The sequence below is a fragment of the Caldimicrobium sp. SLHALR3 genome, from assembly GCF_058692735.1.
Genome location: NZ_CP182484.1, coordinates 1242797 through 1260836, shown reverse-complemented (window position 1 = coordinate 1260836; position 18040 = coordinate 1242797). Strand labels below are relative to the sequence as shown.

Sequence of the window (18040 nt, the reverse complement as noted above, 5' to 3'; positions counted from 1 at the left end):
AAGAAGTTATTTCAGTTTACCACATTGCAAAAATATAAACAACATATTGACAGAAATTTAATATTGTGATAATCAATGAATTGAAATTTTAAAAATTTTAATTTAGGAGGTGAAGTATGAAAGAGATTTTAAAAAATGCTATTTTAATTTCATTGGTAATAATGTTTTTAAATGTTTCGCTTGTAAAAGCTCATTTTTTGGTTCTTATACCTGACACAGACAATGTAGAGGGAAACAAAAGAGAAGTAAAAGTAGAGGCAAGATTTACTCATCCAATGGAGGGTGGTCCAAGTATGCCTTTTAAAATTTTAGACAGCGGAGTTTTCGTAAGAGGTGAAAAAATAAATCTTAATTGGGAGAAAAAATTAATTCCTTCCACTAAAGGAAGTTCTCAAAAAATTCCTATGTATACCACAGTTTTAAAAATTACCAAACCTGGGGTTTATCAAATTTATGTAGATCCTGAGCCTTATTTTGAACCCTCAGAAAAGAAGTATATTAAGCAGATTACCAAGGTTCTTGTGCAGGCTTTTGGTTTGGAGGAGGGATGGGATACTCCTATTGGACTTAAAGCTGAAATAATTCCTTTAGTTAAACCTTTTGCCATTTGGGAAGGAAATACCTTTAGAGGACAGGTTTTAATTGATGGAAAACCTGCCAAAAACATTGAGGTAGAGGTAGAATATTTAAATACTAAAAATGTAAAAGCTCCCTATGAATCTTTTATAACTCAAGTGGTAAAAACTGACGAAAATGGATATTTTGAATATACCATTCCCTGGGCTGGATGGTGGGGTTTTTCTGCTCTTGGAGATGGAGGAGTAATAAGAAATGAAAAAGATGGAAAGGAATATCCTCTTGAACTTGATGCAGTAATTTGGGTTAAGGCTTATCCTAAACCTAAGGAGGTAAAATAAAATGCATATCTCAGAGGGGGTTCTTTCCCCTCCTGTTCTTTTAACAGGAGGAATTTTAACAACAGTAGGCTTAGTTTTAGGATTGAAAAATTTAAAAATAGAAAAAATTCCAGAAATAGCAGTTCTTTCAAGCACATTTTTTGTAGCATCTCTAATTCATGTACCCATAGGTCCGAGTTCTGCTCATCTTATACTTAATGGACTTGTGGGACTGATTCTTGGATGGGCAGCTTTTCCTGCCTTTTTTTTAGGTCTTTTGCTTCAGGCAATTCTTTTTCAATTTGGAGGTCTTACCACTTTGGGAGTAAATACCTTTAATGTGGCTTTTCCATCGGTGTTATTAGGTTATTTATTTAAAAAATTTATTCAGAAAAATAAATTTATTTATACTTTTATAGGAAGCTTTTTAACAGGTTTTTTTTCTATAATCTTTACGGCAATTTTGACAGGTTTAGCTCTCTATTTTACAGAAAAAAGCTTTGTTCCTGTTATTATTGCTTTATTAACCGCTCATTTTCCTATTGCTATAATAGAAGGATTTATTACAGCTTTTGTAGTTCTTTATTTACTTAAAGTTAAACCGGAGGTAGTGTTATGAAATATATCAGTATTATGATATTATTTTTGTTGGTTTTCGTTAAGTTGAGTTTTTCTCATAAATTGAGCACTTTTGCATATAGAGAAGGAAGTCAAATTACAGGAGAGACTTATTTTTCAGATGGTTCACCCTGTATAAAGTGCAAAGTTGAAGTTTATGATGAAAAGGGGAATAAAATTTTAGACACTGTAACTGATGAAAAAGGAAAATATAGCTTTAATACAAAATATTCAGGTTCCCTTAAAATTAAAGTTATAGCTGGGGACGGACATCTTGCAGAGACGAGTTTAGAAGGTGTAAAAAAAACTTCTAAAACCGAAAAAGCTATATCTTCTCAAGAGAATAAGATTTCTAAATCGGAAATTTCTAAGTCCTCTCAAAATAAGGAATTAGTTTCAACAAAAATAGATAAGGATGAAATAAAAGAAGCTGTAAAGGAAGCTGTTAAAGAAGAGACAGAAGGAATAAAAAATATATTGATAGAAATGAGAAAAGATATGGATGAAGCAAGATTACATGATATTATAGGTGGAATAGGTTATATTTTTGGTATCTGGGGTATTGTGGTGATGTTAAGATATAGAAATAGTGCTAAATAAATTTGGAATTAGATGCATCTTGAAGTTTTTGCAGAGGGTAGCTCTTTTTTACATAGGCTTGATCCCAGGGTAAAGATCCTTGTATTTATGCCTTTTGTCTTTCTGTGTGCTGTTTCAAAAGGGCTTTCAGTTCCTTCTTTGTATTTACTACTTTCTCTATTTTTTGTTCTTATAGCTAAACTTAATTTTAGAAATCTTCTTAGCCGTCTGGCAGGAGCCAATTTTTTCATACTTTTTATATGGATTTTTATTCCCTTTAGTTATAAGCATAATCCTTATATAGACCTTGGATTTTTAAAACTGAGTTATGAAGGGCTTAAATATGCTTTATCCATTACTTTAAAGTGTAATGCTATCATTCTTGCAACGATTTCTCTTTTATCCACTTCAACTATTTTTTCTCTTGCACATGCCATGTTACATTTAAAAGTGCCTTCAAAACTGGTAACTATATTTTTCCTTTTTTATCGTTATATAAGTGTAATGCATGAAGAATACATTAAAATAAAAAGAGCTGTTTTAGCAAGAGGATTTAAGCCTGGAACAAATCTTCATACTTACAAGACTTATGCCTATATGGTGGGAGCTTTATTGTTAAAAAGTTTTGAAAGGTCTGAAGAGATTTACAGAGCAATGCTTGCAAGAGGATTTAAAGGCTTTTTCCCTTTATTTGAACACTTTAAACTTAAAAAGACTGATATATCCTTTGGTATTATTGCAAATTTAATTATAATATTTATCTATCTCTGGGGAAGTTACAGGTAAGTTATGGAAAATAATATTATTTCTCTTGAAAATGTTTGCTTCGGATACAACTCCTATCCAGTCTTAGAAGACATAAAATTCAAATTAGCATTTGGAGAAAAAGTTGGTCTTATAGGTCCAAATGGTGCTGGAAAAACTACTCTTCTTTATCTTATAATGGGATTTTTAAAGCCAACTTCAGGTAAGATTTTTATATTGGGAAAGGAAAGAAAAAAAGAAAAAGATTTTTTAGAAGTTAGACAAAAAATTGGTTTATTGTTTCAGGATTCTGATTCTCAATTATTTTGTCCCACTGTGAAAGAGGATATAGCCTTTGGTCCTTTAAACTTGGGAAAAGACCGAAATGAAGTAAGGGAAATCGTTGAAAACATAGCAAAAATATTTGATATTGAGCATCTGCTTGAACGCCCTATATATAAGCTTTCAGGAGGAGAAAAAAGAATAGTTGCTCTGGCAACGGTTTTTGCCATGAATCCAGTTTGTTATCTTTTAGATGAACCCTTCTCTGGGCTTGACGAAAAAACTATAGAAATACTTATAGAATTTCTTAAAAATCATGTAAAAACCTGTTTAATAGTTTCTCATGATAAAGACCTTCTAAAAAGAACGGTTGATAAAATCTACATTTTAAAAAACCGAAAGATACATATCTATCAAGAAAAATTATAACAAAATTTTTGGGTATGGTTGGGTACCTCTTAAAGAATCCTTAGCTAAAATAAAATATGAAGCTGAAAAGTTGAGAAAAGAAAAAAGAAGAAAGCTGAATTTATTAAACAATGAAAATTTTTGAAAAATGGCGAAAAATCTGTTAAAATTAAAATATGAGCGAAAAGAAATATGGAGAAATTGCAATAGAGGAAGCTCAGCTTGAAGCATGGGAAAATCCCTATCCTGATAGAGACTATCTTATTGAAATTACCTTTCCAGAGTTTACTTGTTTATGTCCAAGATCTGGATATCCTGATTTTGCAACAATAAAAATTTCTTATATTCCAAAGGATAAAATCGTAGAACTAAGATCTTTGAAACTCTGGTTAAATAAATTTAGAAATAGATATATTTCTCATGAAGCAGCAACTAACGAAATATTTGATGCTTTGTGGAAACTTCTTGAACCTAAAAAACTTAAAGTTATAGCTGATTTTCATCCAAGAGGAAATGTTCACACTATAGTTACTGTGGAAAAACCTTAGTCTTTTAAAAAAGACTGAGATAAAGCTCGCTTTCTGTCTCACCTGGGTATTTACCTTTTACAAGGGTATAATAAATGCCATTTTCAAACACACCCAATCCAGTTATAAAACCTGTTTGAGAAGCCCATAAACTTCTAAAGTAATAGGTCCCCTCAAATCCAAGAACAAATATTTGAGAGGTAGCGCTATTTAATGGTATGTACTTCAAATCTCCTTTAATGGTTTCCAAAGGAAAGTTTGTAGAGGCAAAAAGAACTTCCGATTTTCCGTCTTTATTAATATCTGCTAAAATAGGAGTTATAAGAGGGTAAACAATTCTTTTAATTACTTCCTGTCCTTTTTTCCCTTTGGTTAGTTTTACTTCGTAAAAATGATGGGCTACAGGATAAGGAGATATCCATACTGTATTTGACTCTTTATAAACTGCTAATCTTCCATCTGAAAGATAATTTATAATTTCTACTTTTCCATCTCCATCTAAGTCAACAAAAGCACTTCCAATATTTTTATAATCTGGTGGAACTTTAACCTCTGCTGCATAAACTAATTGATTATTTTCTCTTTTTAGAATATAAACCTCTTTTCCGAAAAAGTTTTCAGGATCAAAGGTCTGTCCTATTAAAGTGTCTCTTACACCTCTTGCAGTATAATCTACAAAATTTAAAATTAAATTCACATTGGTAATAACAGGAATCAATCCTTGCTGGGTATATCTTAAAACCTCGCTTCTCATTCCTGCATTTTCGTCAAAAATATTTAAAGCTATCCAGCCAGAGGGACCTACTGAAAAATTAACGATTTTACCGTTTTTAGGAGAATATTGAGCTAAAAGACCACCTTTTATTTTTACTATAAAAAGTCCTTGAGAGTTAAAGTAAATCATTTCAGGAGTATTATCATTGTCTATATCTGCAAATTCAACTTGAAAAACTTCTCCTTTCATTTTTCCTAAGATACTTGGTGGATTTATTGAAAAAATCCCTGTTGTAGGTGGTTTATAAACTTTCGTGGTAGCTGTAACTGCTGAAGGTGTTATAGGTTTTTTGTAACTCAAACTTCCATAATACCTTATTAAATCTAAATTCTGATTAAAGACCTTTACCACCTCATCTTCTACAGCAAGCACTAAATCATATTGTTGTGAAAGCACATATTGAGGGGTTAAATCCTTTAATTTCAGATTTGGGTCAAATACAATTGTAGATTCAGGTAAGGCATTTTTAAGAATCAAAAATAGACTTTCATCAGGAGTTTGCGTTTCGGAAATTATAAGAATTTTCAAATCTTTAAATCTTTCAATAGGAGTGGGAACAGGAAAAGGTTCTTTTTGAAATATTACTCTTCCTGTAGCAAAGTTTTCTTCAACTTCAGTGATTTCGATTTTTCCAATGATCTCCTTTAAGAAACCAAGAGTTTTTCCTGTTTCTGGATGAACAATCTTTTTTCCCATTTTATAAACTGTAAAAACATCCTTAGGTCTAACTCCTTGAACTTTACCTTTATCTATAATTATTTTGCTATCCTCTATTCCGATAATTAAAGCTGAAAGAGGAGAGAAATCTTTTTTAATTTCTTCATAAGTTTGCGGAGCAACTGCAGAAAAAGAAAGCTTATTAATTAAAAGGCTTAAAATAACTATTAAAAATAAAAAGGAAATTTTTTTTATTTTCATAAATCTTTTTCCTCCTTTTTATTCATTTTTTAGAGAGCCTTGTCCAGTAGATTCCAGAACAGAAAGCCAGAATCTACTATTTAAATTTACTTGTTTTCTCCTTTTTATTGCCTCTTTGATAGGAACATGCACAAATTGATCGTTAAGATAACTTATCATTATTCCTGTTTTCCCAGCCATAGCAGCATGAACTGCATACTGTCCTAAGAATCCACAATAAATTCTATCTTCTACATTGGCAGGAACACTTCTTATAATGTAGCTTGGGTCAATGTATCTTATTACAACCTCTATGTTTTTTTCTTTAAAATACTTTTCGATCTGTTCTTTTAAGAATTTGCCTATATCTCCCAATTTAATGTTTCCCGAAGCGTCGTATTCTGGAGGATCTTTCTGCACATACTTTTGTCCCGCACCTTCTGCTACTACAACTACTGCGTGTTTTCTTCTTTGTAACCTTTTTTCAAGTTCTGCAAGAAATCCTTTTTCTCCTTCTAAATCAAAATCCATTTCAGGAATTAAACAAAAATTGACTTCTTTAGTTGCAAGAGTTGCAGCAGCAGCGATAAAACCTGAATGTCTTCCCATGAGCTTAACCAAACCTATTCCGTTTGGCACTGCTATAGCTTCTGTATGTGCACATCTTATAGCTTCACAAGCAAGTTCAACAGCTGTATCAAAACCAAAGGTTTTAGAAACAAGCCATATGTCGTTATCTATAGTCTTAGGTACAGCAACTATAGCAATTTTAAGGTTTCTTCTTGTAATTTCTTCTTTTATTTTGTAAGCTGCTCTAAAAGTCCCATCCCCTCCAATCATAAAAAGTATTTGAATATTCATTCTTTCAAGGGTATCTACAATCTCCTCAATAGATTGGTGTCCGCGAGAGGTTCCAAGAAATGTTCCACCCATTGTATGTATATCCTTTACAACTTCAGGAGTTAATTCTACTATTTCATGTCCATACTTAGGTATAAAACCTTGCAATCCGTATTTGAATCCGATAATTTTGTTCACCCCATAAGAATAATAAAGGGTCATCACTATTGAACGAATTACATCATTAATACCTGGGCAAAGCCCTCCGCAAGTAACAATTCCAGCCTTTACTTTAGAAGGATCAAAATATATATAAGGTCTGGGACCAGCAAGCTCTAAAGACGGGATTTCTTTATTTTGTAAAAGTTGCTCTCTTAAGTAATTATAATTAACCCTTAAAGTAACTTTTGCTTCGTCAGTAACGAAACATTGTGGTTTAAGTTTTAAAGGAGATGGAATTTTACAAGGACCTAAAGACTCAACTGTGGTATCAATATCTTCTGTTATTTCTTCTGTAAATTCTAAATAATTACAAAATTCCTTCATCTTTTAATCCCCCTTTGTACTTATTCCTTTAATCTTACTCTAACTGCTTCAGCATGCGAAGGAAGATTTTCTGTCTCAGCAAGGATTATAACATCTTTTGCTTCCTTTTTCAGTGCATCGGGGGTATATTTGAGAAAATTTATTTTTTTCAGAAATTTTTCTGCAGAAAGAGAGGAAGCAAACCTTGCAAATCCCATAGTGGGTAAAACATGATTAGGACCTGCGATATAATCTCCTATAGCTTCAGGAGTAAAAGCACCTAAAAACACAGCTCCTGCATTTTTAACAAGCGGTAAAAACTCCATCGGTTCTTTTACCATTATTTCTAAATGTTCAGGAGCAATAATATTTGCCAAGAAAAAGGCTGTTTCTAAATCCTTTACTACTATAATGCTTCCTCTTTTATTAAGTGCTTCTTTAGCTATCTCGCTTCTAAATCCTCTCTCCAGTGCTTGAGGGATTAATTTTCTTACCTCATTAGCTATTTTTTTAGATGTGGTTATAAGAATGGATAAGCTCATGGGATCGTGTTCAGCCTGGGCAAGCAAATCCCAGGTTATAAACTCAGGATTGGCTGTTTCGTCTGCAATAATTAAAACTTCACTTGGACCAGCTATAATATCAATCCCAACAAAAGAAGAAACGATCCTTTTTGCAGTGGTAACATAAATGTTACCTGGACCGCAGATAATATCTACCTTAGGTAAGGACTCCGTTCCATAGGCTAAAGCAAATATAGACCAGGGTCCACCAACTTTATATATTTCGTCAACTCCTGATTCGTTTGCAGCTACAAGAAGAGCAGAATGTAAGGTTTTATCTTTTCTTGGTGGAGAAACCATAACAATTTTTTCAACCCCAGCAACTTTAGCAGGAACTGCAGTCATAATAACTGTAGAAATAAGTGGAGTTTCTCCCCCTTTTCCTCCTGGAATATAAAGTCCTGCAGTTTCTACAGGTTTTATCATTTGTCCAAGAACAATTTCTGAGTCTTCGTCTATAAACCAAGATCTTGGAAGATTTTGAGAATGAAACCTTTCTACTTTTTTAATAGCTAATTTAATTGCTGAAAGAAGTTCCGAAGATACATTCTGATAAGCTAATTTTATCTCCTCTCTACTTACTTTAAATTCTCTTTCTTCAAAAAGAACTCCATCAAATTTATAGGTATATTCAATTAAAGCTTTATCTCCTTCTTTCTTTACTTTTTCACCAATTTTTCTTACTTCTTTTTCTATTTTTTTAGGAATTTCTTCAACTCTATTTATAATTTTCTCCAAATATTTGTTAGCCTTTTTTGAGGGATAATTAAAAAATCTTATTTTCATAGATTTCTCCTTTTTACCAATTACTGAAAGGTTCTTTCCAAACTTTTTTTAACTCTTTTATATCTTCTTCTATTAGAATTTTGCCATTAATTCCTTTTATTCTCAAAATTGGTTCATTGGTTACTTCACCTATTAAAGCAAAAACTACACCCTTCATTATTTCTTCAAAATCTCTTTTTTTTTCTTTTTTAACAGTTACAAGAATTCTTCCTGCACTCTCAGAAAAAATTATAAAGTCATCTCTTAAATCACCTTTATAAGGCACTGCAGATAAATCAACAGTTATTCCGTATCCTCCAGAAAAAGCCTTCTCAGCAAGAGCTACTCCCAATCCTCCATCAGAAAGGTCATGAGCTGATTCAATAAGACCTTCATAAATAGCATCTCTTAGCTTTAAATAAATTTTTTTATTTAAGTTAGGATCTGGTTTGGGAACTTTTCCACCTTTTATTTTTAGAAGACTAAAATATTCTGAACCTGCTAATTCGTCTTTGGTAAATCCTAAAATGTATACAAGATCTCCTGGATTTTTTACATCCATAGTTTTAGCAAGAGAGCAATTGGGAATTTTAGCAACTACCGAGAAAAGAAGAGTAGGGGGAACCGAAATTTTTAAGCTACCATCAGGAAGAATTATTCCTACTCCGTAAGGATTTTCCTCATCTGGATTAAGTCCTAAAGACATAAGATAATCATTTTTCATGGAATCCTTTCCTGAAATACAGGGAACTCCATAAGCTTTGGTAAAAGTATATAGTGCCTGATTTGCTCTTACTAACTGCGCAAGTTTATACCTTCCATCCGGGTTTTTCTCACTTTCAACAGGGTCACACCAACAAAAGTTGTCAAGTCCTGCCATATACTCAATATCTGCTCCTACACAAACAGCGTTTCTTATTCCCTCATCAATGGCATTGGCAACCATCCAATAGGTATCATAATCAGAAAATTTAGGACATATTCCATGAGCAATAACAATCCCGCTTTCATTTTCAAGATCGTATCTTAATACTGCTGCATCACTTGGTCCATCATTTTCTAACCCTACTAATGGTTTTATTACACTTCCTCCTTGAACCTCATGATCGTATTGAGTCACTACATATTCTTTTGAACACACATTATAGGACCTTAAAATTTTCTTTAGAATACTTCCATAATCTTTAGGAACTTCTACTTCAGGATTTAAAGGATAGTCTGGGGTTTTCCATTCAGCATATAGTTCAAGCTGAGGAACTCCTTCATGAAGAAATTCTAAAGGAAGTAATCCTACAGTTTTTCCATCATATAAAATATGAAAATATCCAGAATCTGTAAATTTTCCAAGAACTGTTGCTAATACTCCCATTTTTTTAGCAAGGGTAAGAAATCTTTCTATTTTATCAGGAGGAACAGCAACGGTCATTCTTTCTTGACTTTCAGAAAGAAGAATTTCCCAAGGGCGAAGCCCTGGATATTTAAGAGGAGCTTTTGCAAGATCTATTTCAGCCCCTCCTGACTCTTTTGCCATTTCTCCAACAGAAGAGGAAAGTCCTCCTGCACCATTGTCAGTAATTGAGTTATATAAATTTTCGTCTCTTGCCTTCAGTAAAAAATCTACCATCTTTTTTTGGGTTATGGGGTCTCCGATTTGCACTGCTGTTGCCGGAGAACCTTCGTGTAAGGCTTCAGAAGAAAAAGTAGCACCGTGAATACCGTCTTTACCTATTTTACCACCAATCATTACAACTAAATCTCCTGGTTTTGCGGACTTTTTCCAGCCTGGATCTCCATTAATGTACAAAGGCAAAATTCCCCCTGTTCCACAATAAACCAAGGGTTTCCCAAGATAACGAGGATCGAAAACTATAGATCCATTAACTGTTGGTATTCCACTTTGATTTCCACCATGTTCAACACCTTCTCTAACCCCCTCAAAAATTCTTCTTGGATGTAAAATTCTTGGTGGAAGAGGTTTATCCCAATCTGGAGGTGCAAAGCAAAATACATTTGTATTAAATATAAGCTTTGATCCTTTACCAGTTCCGAGGGGATCTCTATTTACTCCTACAATTCCAGTTAACGCTCCACCATAGGGGTCAAGTGCAGAGGGACTGTTATGTGTTTCAACTTTAAAGGAAAGTGCCCACTTTTCATCAAGTTTAATAACTCCTGCATTGTCAACAAAAACAGAAAGACAAAAATCCTTTTCTCCTTTTTCCTTTCTGATTTCTTCAGTAGCAGATTTTATATAAGTTTTAAACAAACTATCTATAACTATTTCTTCTCCTGTATCAAGATCCTTATAAAAAATTTTGGCGTTAAATATTTTATGTTTACAATGCTCAGACCAGGTCTGAGCTATGCTTTCTAATTCTACATCTGTAATAGCTTCGCTTAATCCATATTTTTTTCTTATTTTTATAAATTCTTCTTTAGAGAAGAAATCCTTTATAGTTTTCATTTCTTTAAGATTAAGAGCTAAAAGCCTTTCCTGAGAAAGTTTCAAAAGCTCTTCGTCAGAAAAGTTGTTTAAATTGAAACTCTCTACTATTGGAGGAAAGTATTCTGTAACTCTGGGAGAGTGATAAAAAAATCCTTTTCTCTCTATAAATTCTTTTTTAGAAAGAATAAACCATCTTTCTATAAGTTCATTCGCAAGTAGTTCTTTTGCAATTTTTTCAACTGTGTCCCTTGAGAGATTCCCTTTTATTAAGTATTGTCTTGCAAAATAGACCCCCTCTTTATCTGTATAAAGCGGTCTTTCTAATATGTAGCTTAGTGCTTCCTCTGCAACCTTTCCTTCATTATCAGTAACTCCTGGACGATATCCAATTTCAAGAGCCCAATCAAAAGAAAGATTTAATTTTAAAGAAATAGGTTCATTAATGCTATAAGTTTGAATTACAGGATCACAAAGAGCAGATTCAGCAAAGTTTTTTATTATTTTTTCAGGAAAAGTGCCTTCAACTAAATATACTTTTACAAAATAAACTCGATCTACATAAATATTTAAATGCTGTGTTATTTTTTTCTTGATTTTAACAGCAATTGCATCTTCAAAAGCAGGTTTAGAAATTACTTCTATTCTGAAAAGGTCCATAGATTTGAAATATATCATTTAACACTTAAAAATTCAATATTTAAGAAGTTAATACCTTAGTTTTAACCAGTTCAGAGGTATTAACCACATTTAGAGCTTTAAATATCTTTTCAAGAAGACCTTCCATGTCTGACAAAATTTTTTCTTTTACTTCAGTCGATAAATCCCACCAATCTTTTTTAAAGACTCCAAATCCTTTTTTTCTTGTTTTATAAATAAACTGTGCTTCTGTCATGCCTTCTTTCCACTCGTTTTTAAAATTGTTTTTAAGATAGTTATAAATCCTTTCTTTGAAGTCCTGAGGTAGGGCAGGGTGGTCGTATATAAAATTTTGGAAACCAGTTGCTAAATGAACCTCTACGCATTCACATTCTGGAAAAAGATTAAAATAATCTTCTGGAAGGGTAGATGCTCCATGCTGAACGGCACCTGCCAGTCCAAATTCCTCTCTTGCAATTTTAGAAAGTGTTTTTAGGGTGTTAAAATCAAGATTAACTGTAGCTACTTTCCCATCTGGTAAAACAACCCCTCCATGAGTAGTTCCTGTTTGTACACTAATTTTTGAAATTCCTATTTTCCCCTTAAAAGTTTTATTAAATCCCGTCATAAAAGCTCTTAATTCTTCAGGGGTACTATTGTGTCCCCCAATTTCTCCTATTTCACCTCCCAGATTAACAGTTATTCCCTTAGGCTCTATAGACCTTATAAACTCCGCCATTTCAGCAGTAACTTCATAATTAAATTTTTGTTGCTCATCAAGAGTCTCTTTTTCAAGTATTACAAGGGTTGAAGCATCTATATCAATGTTATAAAACTGGGCTGAAATAGCCTCTTTTATAAGCTCTCTTATATTGTTTTTTTCTCTTTCTGGATCAGTAAAAAAAGATTTTCTGTTGAACTGAAAATGATCTCCTTGAATAAAAATAGGACCATCAAAACTTTCTCTAAATCCAGCTGAAAGAATAACTGTAGCATATTCAAGGGGAGGCTGTTTAGTATAACCCATCTCAGATTTTGCTATCTCAAAAATCAAAGCTCCCACTTTCAATCTTTTAGCAACTCTAAAAACAGTTCGAGCCACATCATAGGTCATTCCTCTTAAGTTTATTGCAGGAACAGTAAAGCCAAGAAATTTATTTGTAAACTCCTTGTAAAGAGGATAAATGGAATATCCCTTATATCCCAGTTCCTTCAAAACCTCCTGTAAAACCATTAACAATCCTTTATTTTCAAAAACCGCTTTGTAAATTAATTTGTCTATTTCTTCGGGATTTTCTTTTAATTTTTGTAAAATTTCTTCTTTTTCCATTTCCTCCCCCAATGATTTTATTTTAATTATACTTATAAAAGCAATTTTAAGCAATTGACATTTAAAAGAAATAGAGTAAATAAAAAATTAAATGTGAAAATCAGTTTTTAGAAATGCAGATTGCCATAACTGCAGACTGTCACTTACATCCTTTCTATCCAGAAAGAAAGGAAACTTTGAAATTCCTTTTTCAAAGACTTAATGAACTTGGCATTAACATTCTTATTATAGCAGGAGATCTTTACGATAAAGAAACAAATGATTATAGCAGTTTTGACGAAATACTTAAAAACTTTCCCGAGATAAATGTATATTTAATTCCAGGAAATCATGATGCAGGTCTTGAAATTTCATCATTTACTGCTTCTAATTTAAAAATAATTAACCATAAATCTTCGGAAAACATTATACCTATCAATAATTTAAATTTTTTGTTTATTCCCTATTTGCCAGAAAAAAACTCTATGGATGAAGCTATTGAAGAAATTCTCTCAAGCACAGGAAAGATTGAAAATTTAGTCTTAGTTTCTCACGGAGACTACATAACTAAAAAATACGAATTTAATCCCTATGAAGAAGGAGTCTATTTTCCTTTAACTTTTTGTGCGGTAGAAAAGTATAAATTTCTTAAAGTATTTCTTGGACACATCCATAAACCTACTGAATACGGTAAAATTTTTTATCCAGGCTCTCCTTGCCCTGTTGATAGCTCTGAAGTAGGAAAAAGAAGTTTTATAATCTTTGACACCAATACTTTGGAAGTAAAAAGAGAACATATAGACACACCTTATATCTTTATGCAAGAATTTTTGAGCGTATATCCATTTGAAGATGAACTTGACTATGTAAAAGAAAACTTAGAAAATAAAATAAAAATGTGGAATTTTTCGGAAAATGAGCTTAATAAAGTAAAATTAAAACTTATAGTAACAGGTTATACCAAAAATAAAAGAGCCCTTTATGAATTTATTAAAAAATTTTTTTCTGAAAAGGCTATAAATCTTGTGGGCAATGAGCCTATACTTGAAGTTAAAGATTTTCGAGGAGAAATGTTTGAAAGTTATTTTAGACTTTATGAAAGTGTTTTAAATGAGTTAAATAATCTTGAATTAATGGATTTTGAAGAAGGCATTTTAACAAAAGAAGAGATTAAAAAAGAGATTTTAAGATTATTATTTGATGAGGAAAAAAGTTAATGCATATTAAGGAAATCGCAGTAAGAAATCTCGGACCTATTGGAGAATTTAAGTGTGAACCAGCTCTTGTTAACTGCATTTACGGCCCTAATGAGGCTGGCAAAACCCTTATGGTAGAATTTATAATATCTTCTCTTTTTAAGGATGCTAACCTCTGGGAAGATTTAAGAGATCTTCCTTATTCAGCTATGGGAAAAGTTAGAGTAGAAGTTATTCAAGAGGGGAAGAAAATAGTTCGAGAATTTTTACCGGAATTTTCCAAAGGAAAAAAACAAAAAGGTGTGAAAGATAAAATTGAAAAATTTTTACCCATTTCAAACATCCATAGATTACTTATAGTAAAAAGTGGAGATGTGAATATTGATTCAAAACATCCTTTAACGAAGGAATGTCTCGTAAATTTTTTATCACAAAATAATATTTATAATCAAATAAGTGATAAAATTTCTCAAACTGTAAAATCAGCTCAGATTAAAGACGGAATTATTAATATTCCAAAATGGGGAGAGGGAAAGCTTTATCACAACTTAAAAAACGAAATAATGCACCTTGAAAAGCTTATTGAAGAATTGATTTCTCAATATAATCCCACTCAGATTAAAGAATTAGAAAGAGAAATAGAAAGGCTTGAAGAAGAGAAAAGGCTTCAAATAAAGGCAAAAAAATACAGGGCATATAAACTTTTTACTCAAATTGAAAAGCTTAAAAGGGAAATTAAAGAATTACCTTCTCAGGAAGAAATTAATTTTATCAAAGAAAGGATTGAAGAGTTTAATAGTTTAAGTTTGAAACTAAAAGACAAGCAAAATGAATTAAATGAGCTTGAAAAGAAAATTAAAGAGCTTGAGGTTTTATGTGAAGAATTTAAAGAACAGACCAAAGCAAGAGGATATAAGGCTTATCAGTTATCTGAAAAAATAAGAAATTTAAAGATTGAACTCGAAACCAAATATCCTCAGGAGCTATTAAATAATATTGAAAAAAATATTGAAACTTGGAGAGAAAAAGCCCAAGAACTTGAGCATAAAAAGAAAAAAGGTAAAGAGTTAGAAAAAGATCTTTCTATTTTAAATGAACTCGAATCTATTCGTGACATTTATACTAAATTTATTGAAAATCCACCTCTTAAACCACCTTCTCTTTTTGTATTAGTAATTTCTTTTTTATTTGTTTTTTCAGGATCTCTTTTATCACTAACAGGATTAACTTGGGCTATTTTAGGGATTTTTTTAGGATTGGTAGGTATTTTATATTTCTTATTGAAATATCATAAAAGCACAAAAGACATTCTGAAAGTTGAAGAAATTGAGGCATTGAAAAATAGGTTTAGAGAGCTTACAGGACAGGAACTTGCAAGTCTTTCCATTCTTTCATTTAAAATAGAAACTCTAAAAGAAAAGAGGTCCGCTTTTGAAAACTTGGGAATTGATAGATTAAAAACAGAATGTGAAATGTTATACAACAAAATTAAAGAAGATTTTAAAGTTCTTGGATACATCTTGTCAGATGAAACTGAGGTAGATTTTTCTCACTTTTCTGAAATTTATGAAAAATTACTTAAAATACTAAATAAATTTAAACAGAAGAAAAAAGAAAAAGAAGAAGAACTTAAAGATCTGGAAAAACTTCTTGCAAAGCTTGATATTGAAGAAACTGAATATGTAAAGGAAAAGCCTGAAATAGAGTTTGATAAAAATAGATATGAGGAATTAAAAGCTTCATTAGAAGAATTAAAAAGACTTAAAAACAGGGTAGAAGAATTAAAGACTGAGATCGGGAAACTAAATTTAATTCTTGATGATTTAGAAAAAAGTATTAAGGAGTGGTTTAAAGATCATTTAAAAGTTGAATTAAAAAGTGAAGAATGGAAGAAAAAAATTAAAGAATTAGAAAATGAAATTAATGCCAAAATAAAAGAACTTAATAGATTAGAAGGGGAATTTAACGGACTTGGAGTAGAGGAAGAAGATCTTCTTAGTGAGGATCCTGGAGTAACTTATCAAAAGGGACTTCTTGAAAAAATAGAAGATAAAATAAAAGAACTTATAAAAAGAAAATCTGAGGCTGAAGAAAATTTAAAAAGTTTAAAAGCAAAGGTATCTTACATAACGGGCAAAGACATTACAACTCCTTGGCCTGAACTTATAAAGTGCTTGTATGAAAAAAGAGAAGAAAAGAAAAACGAATTGAGAGAAATCACAGCAAGAATAGTAGCTGGTTATCTTGTTCACAATGTTATTGAAAAGGAAAAAAAGGACATTGAAAGGTGGTTAGAAGAGGTTTTAAATTCAGAGGAAATAAAAAATATAATCGAAAAAATTACCACGAAATACAAAGAGTTTAGAATAGGAGAAAAAGAAATTTTGATTTCTGATGGCTACGCTAATTTTAGTTTAAAAGATTTGAGCACAGGTGCAAAAGAGCAGGTTTTAATAGGACTAAGAATTGGTATGGCTCAAAAATTTTTTAATTCTATGAGCGGATTTTTAATTCTTGACGATGCCTTTCAGCATGTTGATTGGAAAAAAAGAGAAAAATTAGTAGATACCCTTATAAACTTCGCAGAAAAAACTAACTGGCAGATTTTTTACTTTACCATGGATGACCATATTAAGTCTCTATTTGAAAAGTATTTAAACAAGAAGCCAGAAACGGTAAAGATCTGGAATTTAGAGGATACATCTTCTGATTATAAATTGACGAAAGAAAAAACATCTGTAGAGAGGAAAGAACCTAAAATATCTGGCTCTATTTACAGTTTATTTTCTTTAGAAAAAGAAAAATGAACTAAATCCCTTGTTTAAAAGGATTTTTTGAGTAAAATAACCTTTCTAAAAAATGAAAAAAAAGAGGAATTTCTATGATTCAATACACTTTAACTGAAGAACAGAAACTTTTAATTGAGCTAATCAAACAAATTGGAGAAGAATATATAAAACCTCATGCTTTAGAATGGGATGAGATGGAAGTCTATGATGAGAAACCTATTAAAGCTCTTGCTGATGCAGATTTGTTTGGAATAATCATCCCTGAAGAGTTTGGAGGATTAGGGTGGGGAAGTTTTGAAATGTGTTTAGCCGTTGAAAAACTTTCCTATTATTGTGGAGGGGTTTCAACAACTTATGCTGCCTCTTTTCTTGGATGTTATCCCATTCTTCTTTTTGGAAGCAAAGAGCAAAAAGAAAAATACTTACCCGATATTGCTAAAGGCAAAAAATTGTGTGCCTTTGCTTTAACTGAGCCTCAAGCTGGAAGCGATGCCTTTGCTATAAAAACTACTGCTAAAAAGGAAGGAGATTTTTATATATTAAATGGTATGAAACAGTGGATTACAAATGGAGGAATAGCTGATATTTACATCGTAATTGCTATAACTGATCCTGCAAAGGGTGCAAGAGGAGCAAGTGCTTTTATTGTAGAAAAAGGAGATCCTGGTTTTTCGGTAGGCAAAAAAGAAAAAAAGTTAGGATTGAGAGCTTCTGTTACGACTGAACTCTTTTTTAACGATTGCAAAATTCCTAAAGACAGACTTCTTGCGAAGGAAGGGATGGGTTTCATAGTAGCTTTAAAGACTTTAGATTATGGGAGATGTGGTGCAGGAGCTCAGGCTCTTGGAATAGCCCAAGCTGCTATGGAAGTATCACTTAAACACGCTACTTCAAGAATACAGTTTGGTCAACCAATTTATAACTTCCAAGCCGTCAGTCACACCTTTGCAGATATGGCAATGAAAATAGAAGCAGCAAGGGCACTGATTTATAATGTTGCTAAATATATAGATAGTGGAGCAAAAGACATTACAGGAGCTTCTTCTATGGCTAAGTGTTTTGCTACAGACATTGCTATGTGGGTTACTGAAAGAGCTATTCAAATGATGGGAGGGCTTGGATACATGAGAGACTATCCAGTGCAAAAATACTTCAGAGATGCAAAATGCCTTCAAATTTACGAAGGAACAAACGAAATCCAGAGAAATATTATAGCAAGAGAACTGATAAAATACTATAAGTAAA

14 protein-coding genes are annotated in these 18040 nt (G+C 32.0%); 9 read left to right on the top strand and 5 right to left on the bottom strand.

The window, feature by feature from the left end:
• Positions 1-116: 116 nt before the first annotated feature.
• The 6 genes from ACLGLP_RS06685 to queF all read left to right on the top strand — a co-directional run bounded on the left by ACLGLP_RS06685 (position 117) and on the right by queF (position 4075).
• Positions 117-917 carry a DUF4198 domain-containing protein gene (locus ACLGLP_RS06685; RefSeq protein ID WP_492112505.1) on the top strand — a complete coding sequence of 267 codons (801 nt, stop codon included), beginning with the start codon at positions 117-119 and terminating at the stop codon, positions 915-917.
• Position 918: 1 nt separating this feature from the next.
• Positions 919-1515 carry a cobalt transporter CbiM gene (cbiM, locus tag ACLGLP_RS06680; protein ID WP_492112504.1) on the top strand — a complete coding sequence of 199 codons (597 nt, stop codon included), beginning with the start codon at positions 919-921 and terminating at the stop codon, positions 1513-1515.
• On the top strand, positions 1512-2114 hold the full coding sequence (locus tag ACLGLP_RS06675; protein WP_492112503.1) for a NikL family nickel/cobalt ECF transporter subunit: 603 nt from the start codon (positions 1512-1514) through the stop codon (positions 2112-2114). Before cbiM ends, ACLGLP_RS06675 begins: the two co-directional genes overlap by 4 nt.
• A 12-nt stretch (positions 2115-2126) precedes the next feature.
• Positions 2127-2879, top strand: a complete 753-nt coding sequence (gene cbiQ / locus ACLGLP_RS06670; protein WP_492112502.1) for a cobalt ECF transporter T component CbiQ — start codon at positions 2127-2129, stop codon at positions 2877-2879.
• A 3-nt stretch (positions 2880-2882) separates the two neighbouring features.
• Positions 2883-3548, top strand: coding sequence for an energy-coupling factor ABC transporter ATP-binding protein (locus tag ACLGLP_RS06665; protein ID WP_492112501.1), 666 nt, complete (start codon positions 2883-2885; stop codon positions 3546-3548).
• Positions 3549-3703: 155 nt separating this feature from the next.
• Positions 3704-4075 (top strand): preQ(1) synthase, encoded by a 372-nt coding sequence (gene queF, locus ACLGLP_RS06660; RefSeq protein WP_492112500.1) that lies wholly within the window; start codon positions 3704-3706, stop codon positions 4073-4075.
• 4 nt (positions 4076-4079) lie between these two features.
• Here the strand turns inward: queF and ACLGLP_RS06655 are convergent, their stop codons facing one another.
• The 5 genes from ACLGLP_RS06655 to ACLGLP_RS06635 are packed head-to-tail and all read right to left on the bottom strand — an operon-like array spanning position 4080 to position 12831.
• Positions 4080-5747 carry a hypothetical protein gene (locus ACLGLP_RS06655; protein WP_492112499.1) on the bottom strand — a complete coding sequence of 556 codons (1668 nt, stop codon included), beginning with the start codon at positions 5745-5747 and terminating at the stop codon, positions 4080-4082.
• Positions 5748-5765: 18 nt separating this feature from the next.
• Positions 5766-7112 carry an ATP-dependent 6-phosphofructokinase gene (locus ACLGLP_RS06650; RefSeq protein WP_492112498.1) on the bottom strand — a complete coding sequence of 449 codons (1347 nt, stop codon included), beginning with the start codon at positions 7110-7112 and terminating at the stop codon, positions 5766-5768.
• Positions 7113-7132: 20 nt separating this feature from the next.
• On the bottom strand, positions 7133-8440 hold the full coding sequence (hisD, locus tag ACLGLP_RS06645) for a histidinol dehydrogenase (RefSeq protein WP_492112497.1): 1308 nt from the start codon (positions 8438-8440) through the stop codon (positions 7133-7135).
• A gap of 13 nt (positions 8441-8453) precedes the next feature.
• Positions 8454-11540: an AIR synthase-related protein gene (locus tag ACLGLP_RS06640; protein ID WP_492112496.1), complete on the bottom strand. Its 3087-nt coding sequence runs from the start codon at positions 11538-11540 to the stop codon at positions 8454-8456.
• Between the two features lie 22 nt (positions 11541-11562).
• Positions 11563-12831 carry a class II fructose-bisphosphate aldolase gene (locus ACLGLP_RS06635; RefSeq protein ID WP_492112495.1) on the bottom strand — a complete coding sequence of 423 codons (1269 nt, stop codon included), beginning with the start codon at positions 12829-12831 and terminating at the stop codon, positions 11563-11565.
• 113 nt (positions 12832-12944) lie between these two features.
• Between ACLGLP_RS06635 and ACLGLP_RS06630 the strand changes: the two genes are divergently transcribed.
• From ACLGLP_RS06630 to ACLGLP_RS06620, 3 genes are all read left to right on the top strand, one after another.
• Entirely contained in the window at positions 12945-14027 is a 1083-nt protein-coding gene (locus tag ACLGLP_RS06630; protein WP_492112494.1) for a metallophosphoesterase family protein, read from the top strand.
• The gene (locus ACLGLP_RS06625) at positions 14027-16813 is read left to right on the top strand and encodes an ATP-binding protein (RefSeq protein WP_492112493.1); all 2787 of its coding nucleotides are present in this window, start codon (positions 14027-14029) and stop codon (positions 16811-16813) included. The genes ACLGLP_RS06630 and ACLGLP_RS06625 overlap by 1 nt, the downstream gene beginning before the upstream one ends.
• Before the next feature lie 77 nt (positions 16814-16890).
• Positions 16891-18039, top strand: coding sequence for an acyl-CoA dehydrogenase family protein (locus ACLGLP_RS06620; protein WP_492113739.1), 1149 nt, complete (start codon positions 16891-16893; stop codon positions 18037-18039).
• The last annotated feature ends 1 nt before the right edge of the window (position 18040 follow it).

Bases quoted from the DNA above. Each gene is read 5' to 3' on its own strand.
- ACLGLP_RS06640 (WP_492112496.1), bottom strand. From the start codon at position 11,540: ATGATATATTTCAAATCTATGGACCTTTTCAGAATAGAAGTAATTTCT.
- hisD (WP_492112497.1), bottom strand. From the start codon at position 8,440: ATGAAAATAAGATTTTTTAATTATCCCTCAAAAAAGGCTAACAAATAT.
- ACLGLP_RS06625 (WP_492112493.1), top strand. From the start codon at position 14,027: ATGCATATTAAGGAAATCGCAGTAAGAAATCTCGGACCTATTGGAGAA.
- cbiM (WP_492112504.1), top strand. From the start codon at position 919: ATGCATATCTCAGAGGGGGTTCTTTCCCCTCCTGTTCTTTTAACAGGA.
- ACLGLP_RS06675 (WP_492112503.1), top strand. From the start codon at position 1,512: ATGAAATATATCAGTATTATGATATTATTTTTGTTGGTTTTCGTTAAG.
- ACLGLP_RS06635 (WP_492112495.1), bottom strand. From the start codon at position 12,831: ATGGAAAAAGAAGAAATTTTACAAAAATTAAAAGAAAATCCCGAAGAA.
- queF (WP_492112500.1), top strand. From the start codon at position 3,704: ATGAGCGAAAAGAAATATGGAGAAATTGCAATAGAGGAAGCTCAGCTT.
- cbiQ (WP_492112502.1), top strand. From the start codon at position 2,127: ATGCATCTTGAAGTTTTTGCAGAGGGTAGCTCTTTTTTACATAGGCTT.
- ACLGLP_RS06630 (WP_492112494.1), top strand. From the start codon at position 12,945: ATGCAGATTGCCATAACTGCAGACTGTCACTTACATCCTTTCTATCCA.
- ACLGLP_RS06685 (WP_492112505.1), top strand. From the start codon at position 117: ATGAAAGAGATTTTAAAAAATGCTATTTTAATTTCATTGGTAATAATG.
- ACLGLP_RS06655 (WP_492112499.1), bottom strand. From the start codon at position 5,747: ATGAAAATAAAAAAAATTTCCTTTTTATTTTTAATAGTTATTTTAAGC.
- ACLGLP_RS06650 (WP_492112498.1), bottom strand. From the start codon at position 7,112: ATGAAGGAATTTTGTAATTATTTAGAATTTACAGAAGAAATAACAGAA.
- ACLGLP_RS06665 (WP_492112501.1), top strand. From the start codon at position 2,883: ATGGAAAATAATATTATTTCTCTTGAAAATGTTTGCTTCGGATACAAC.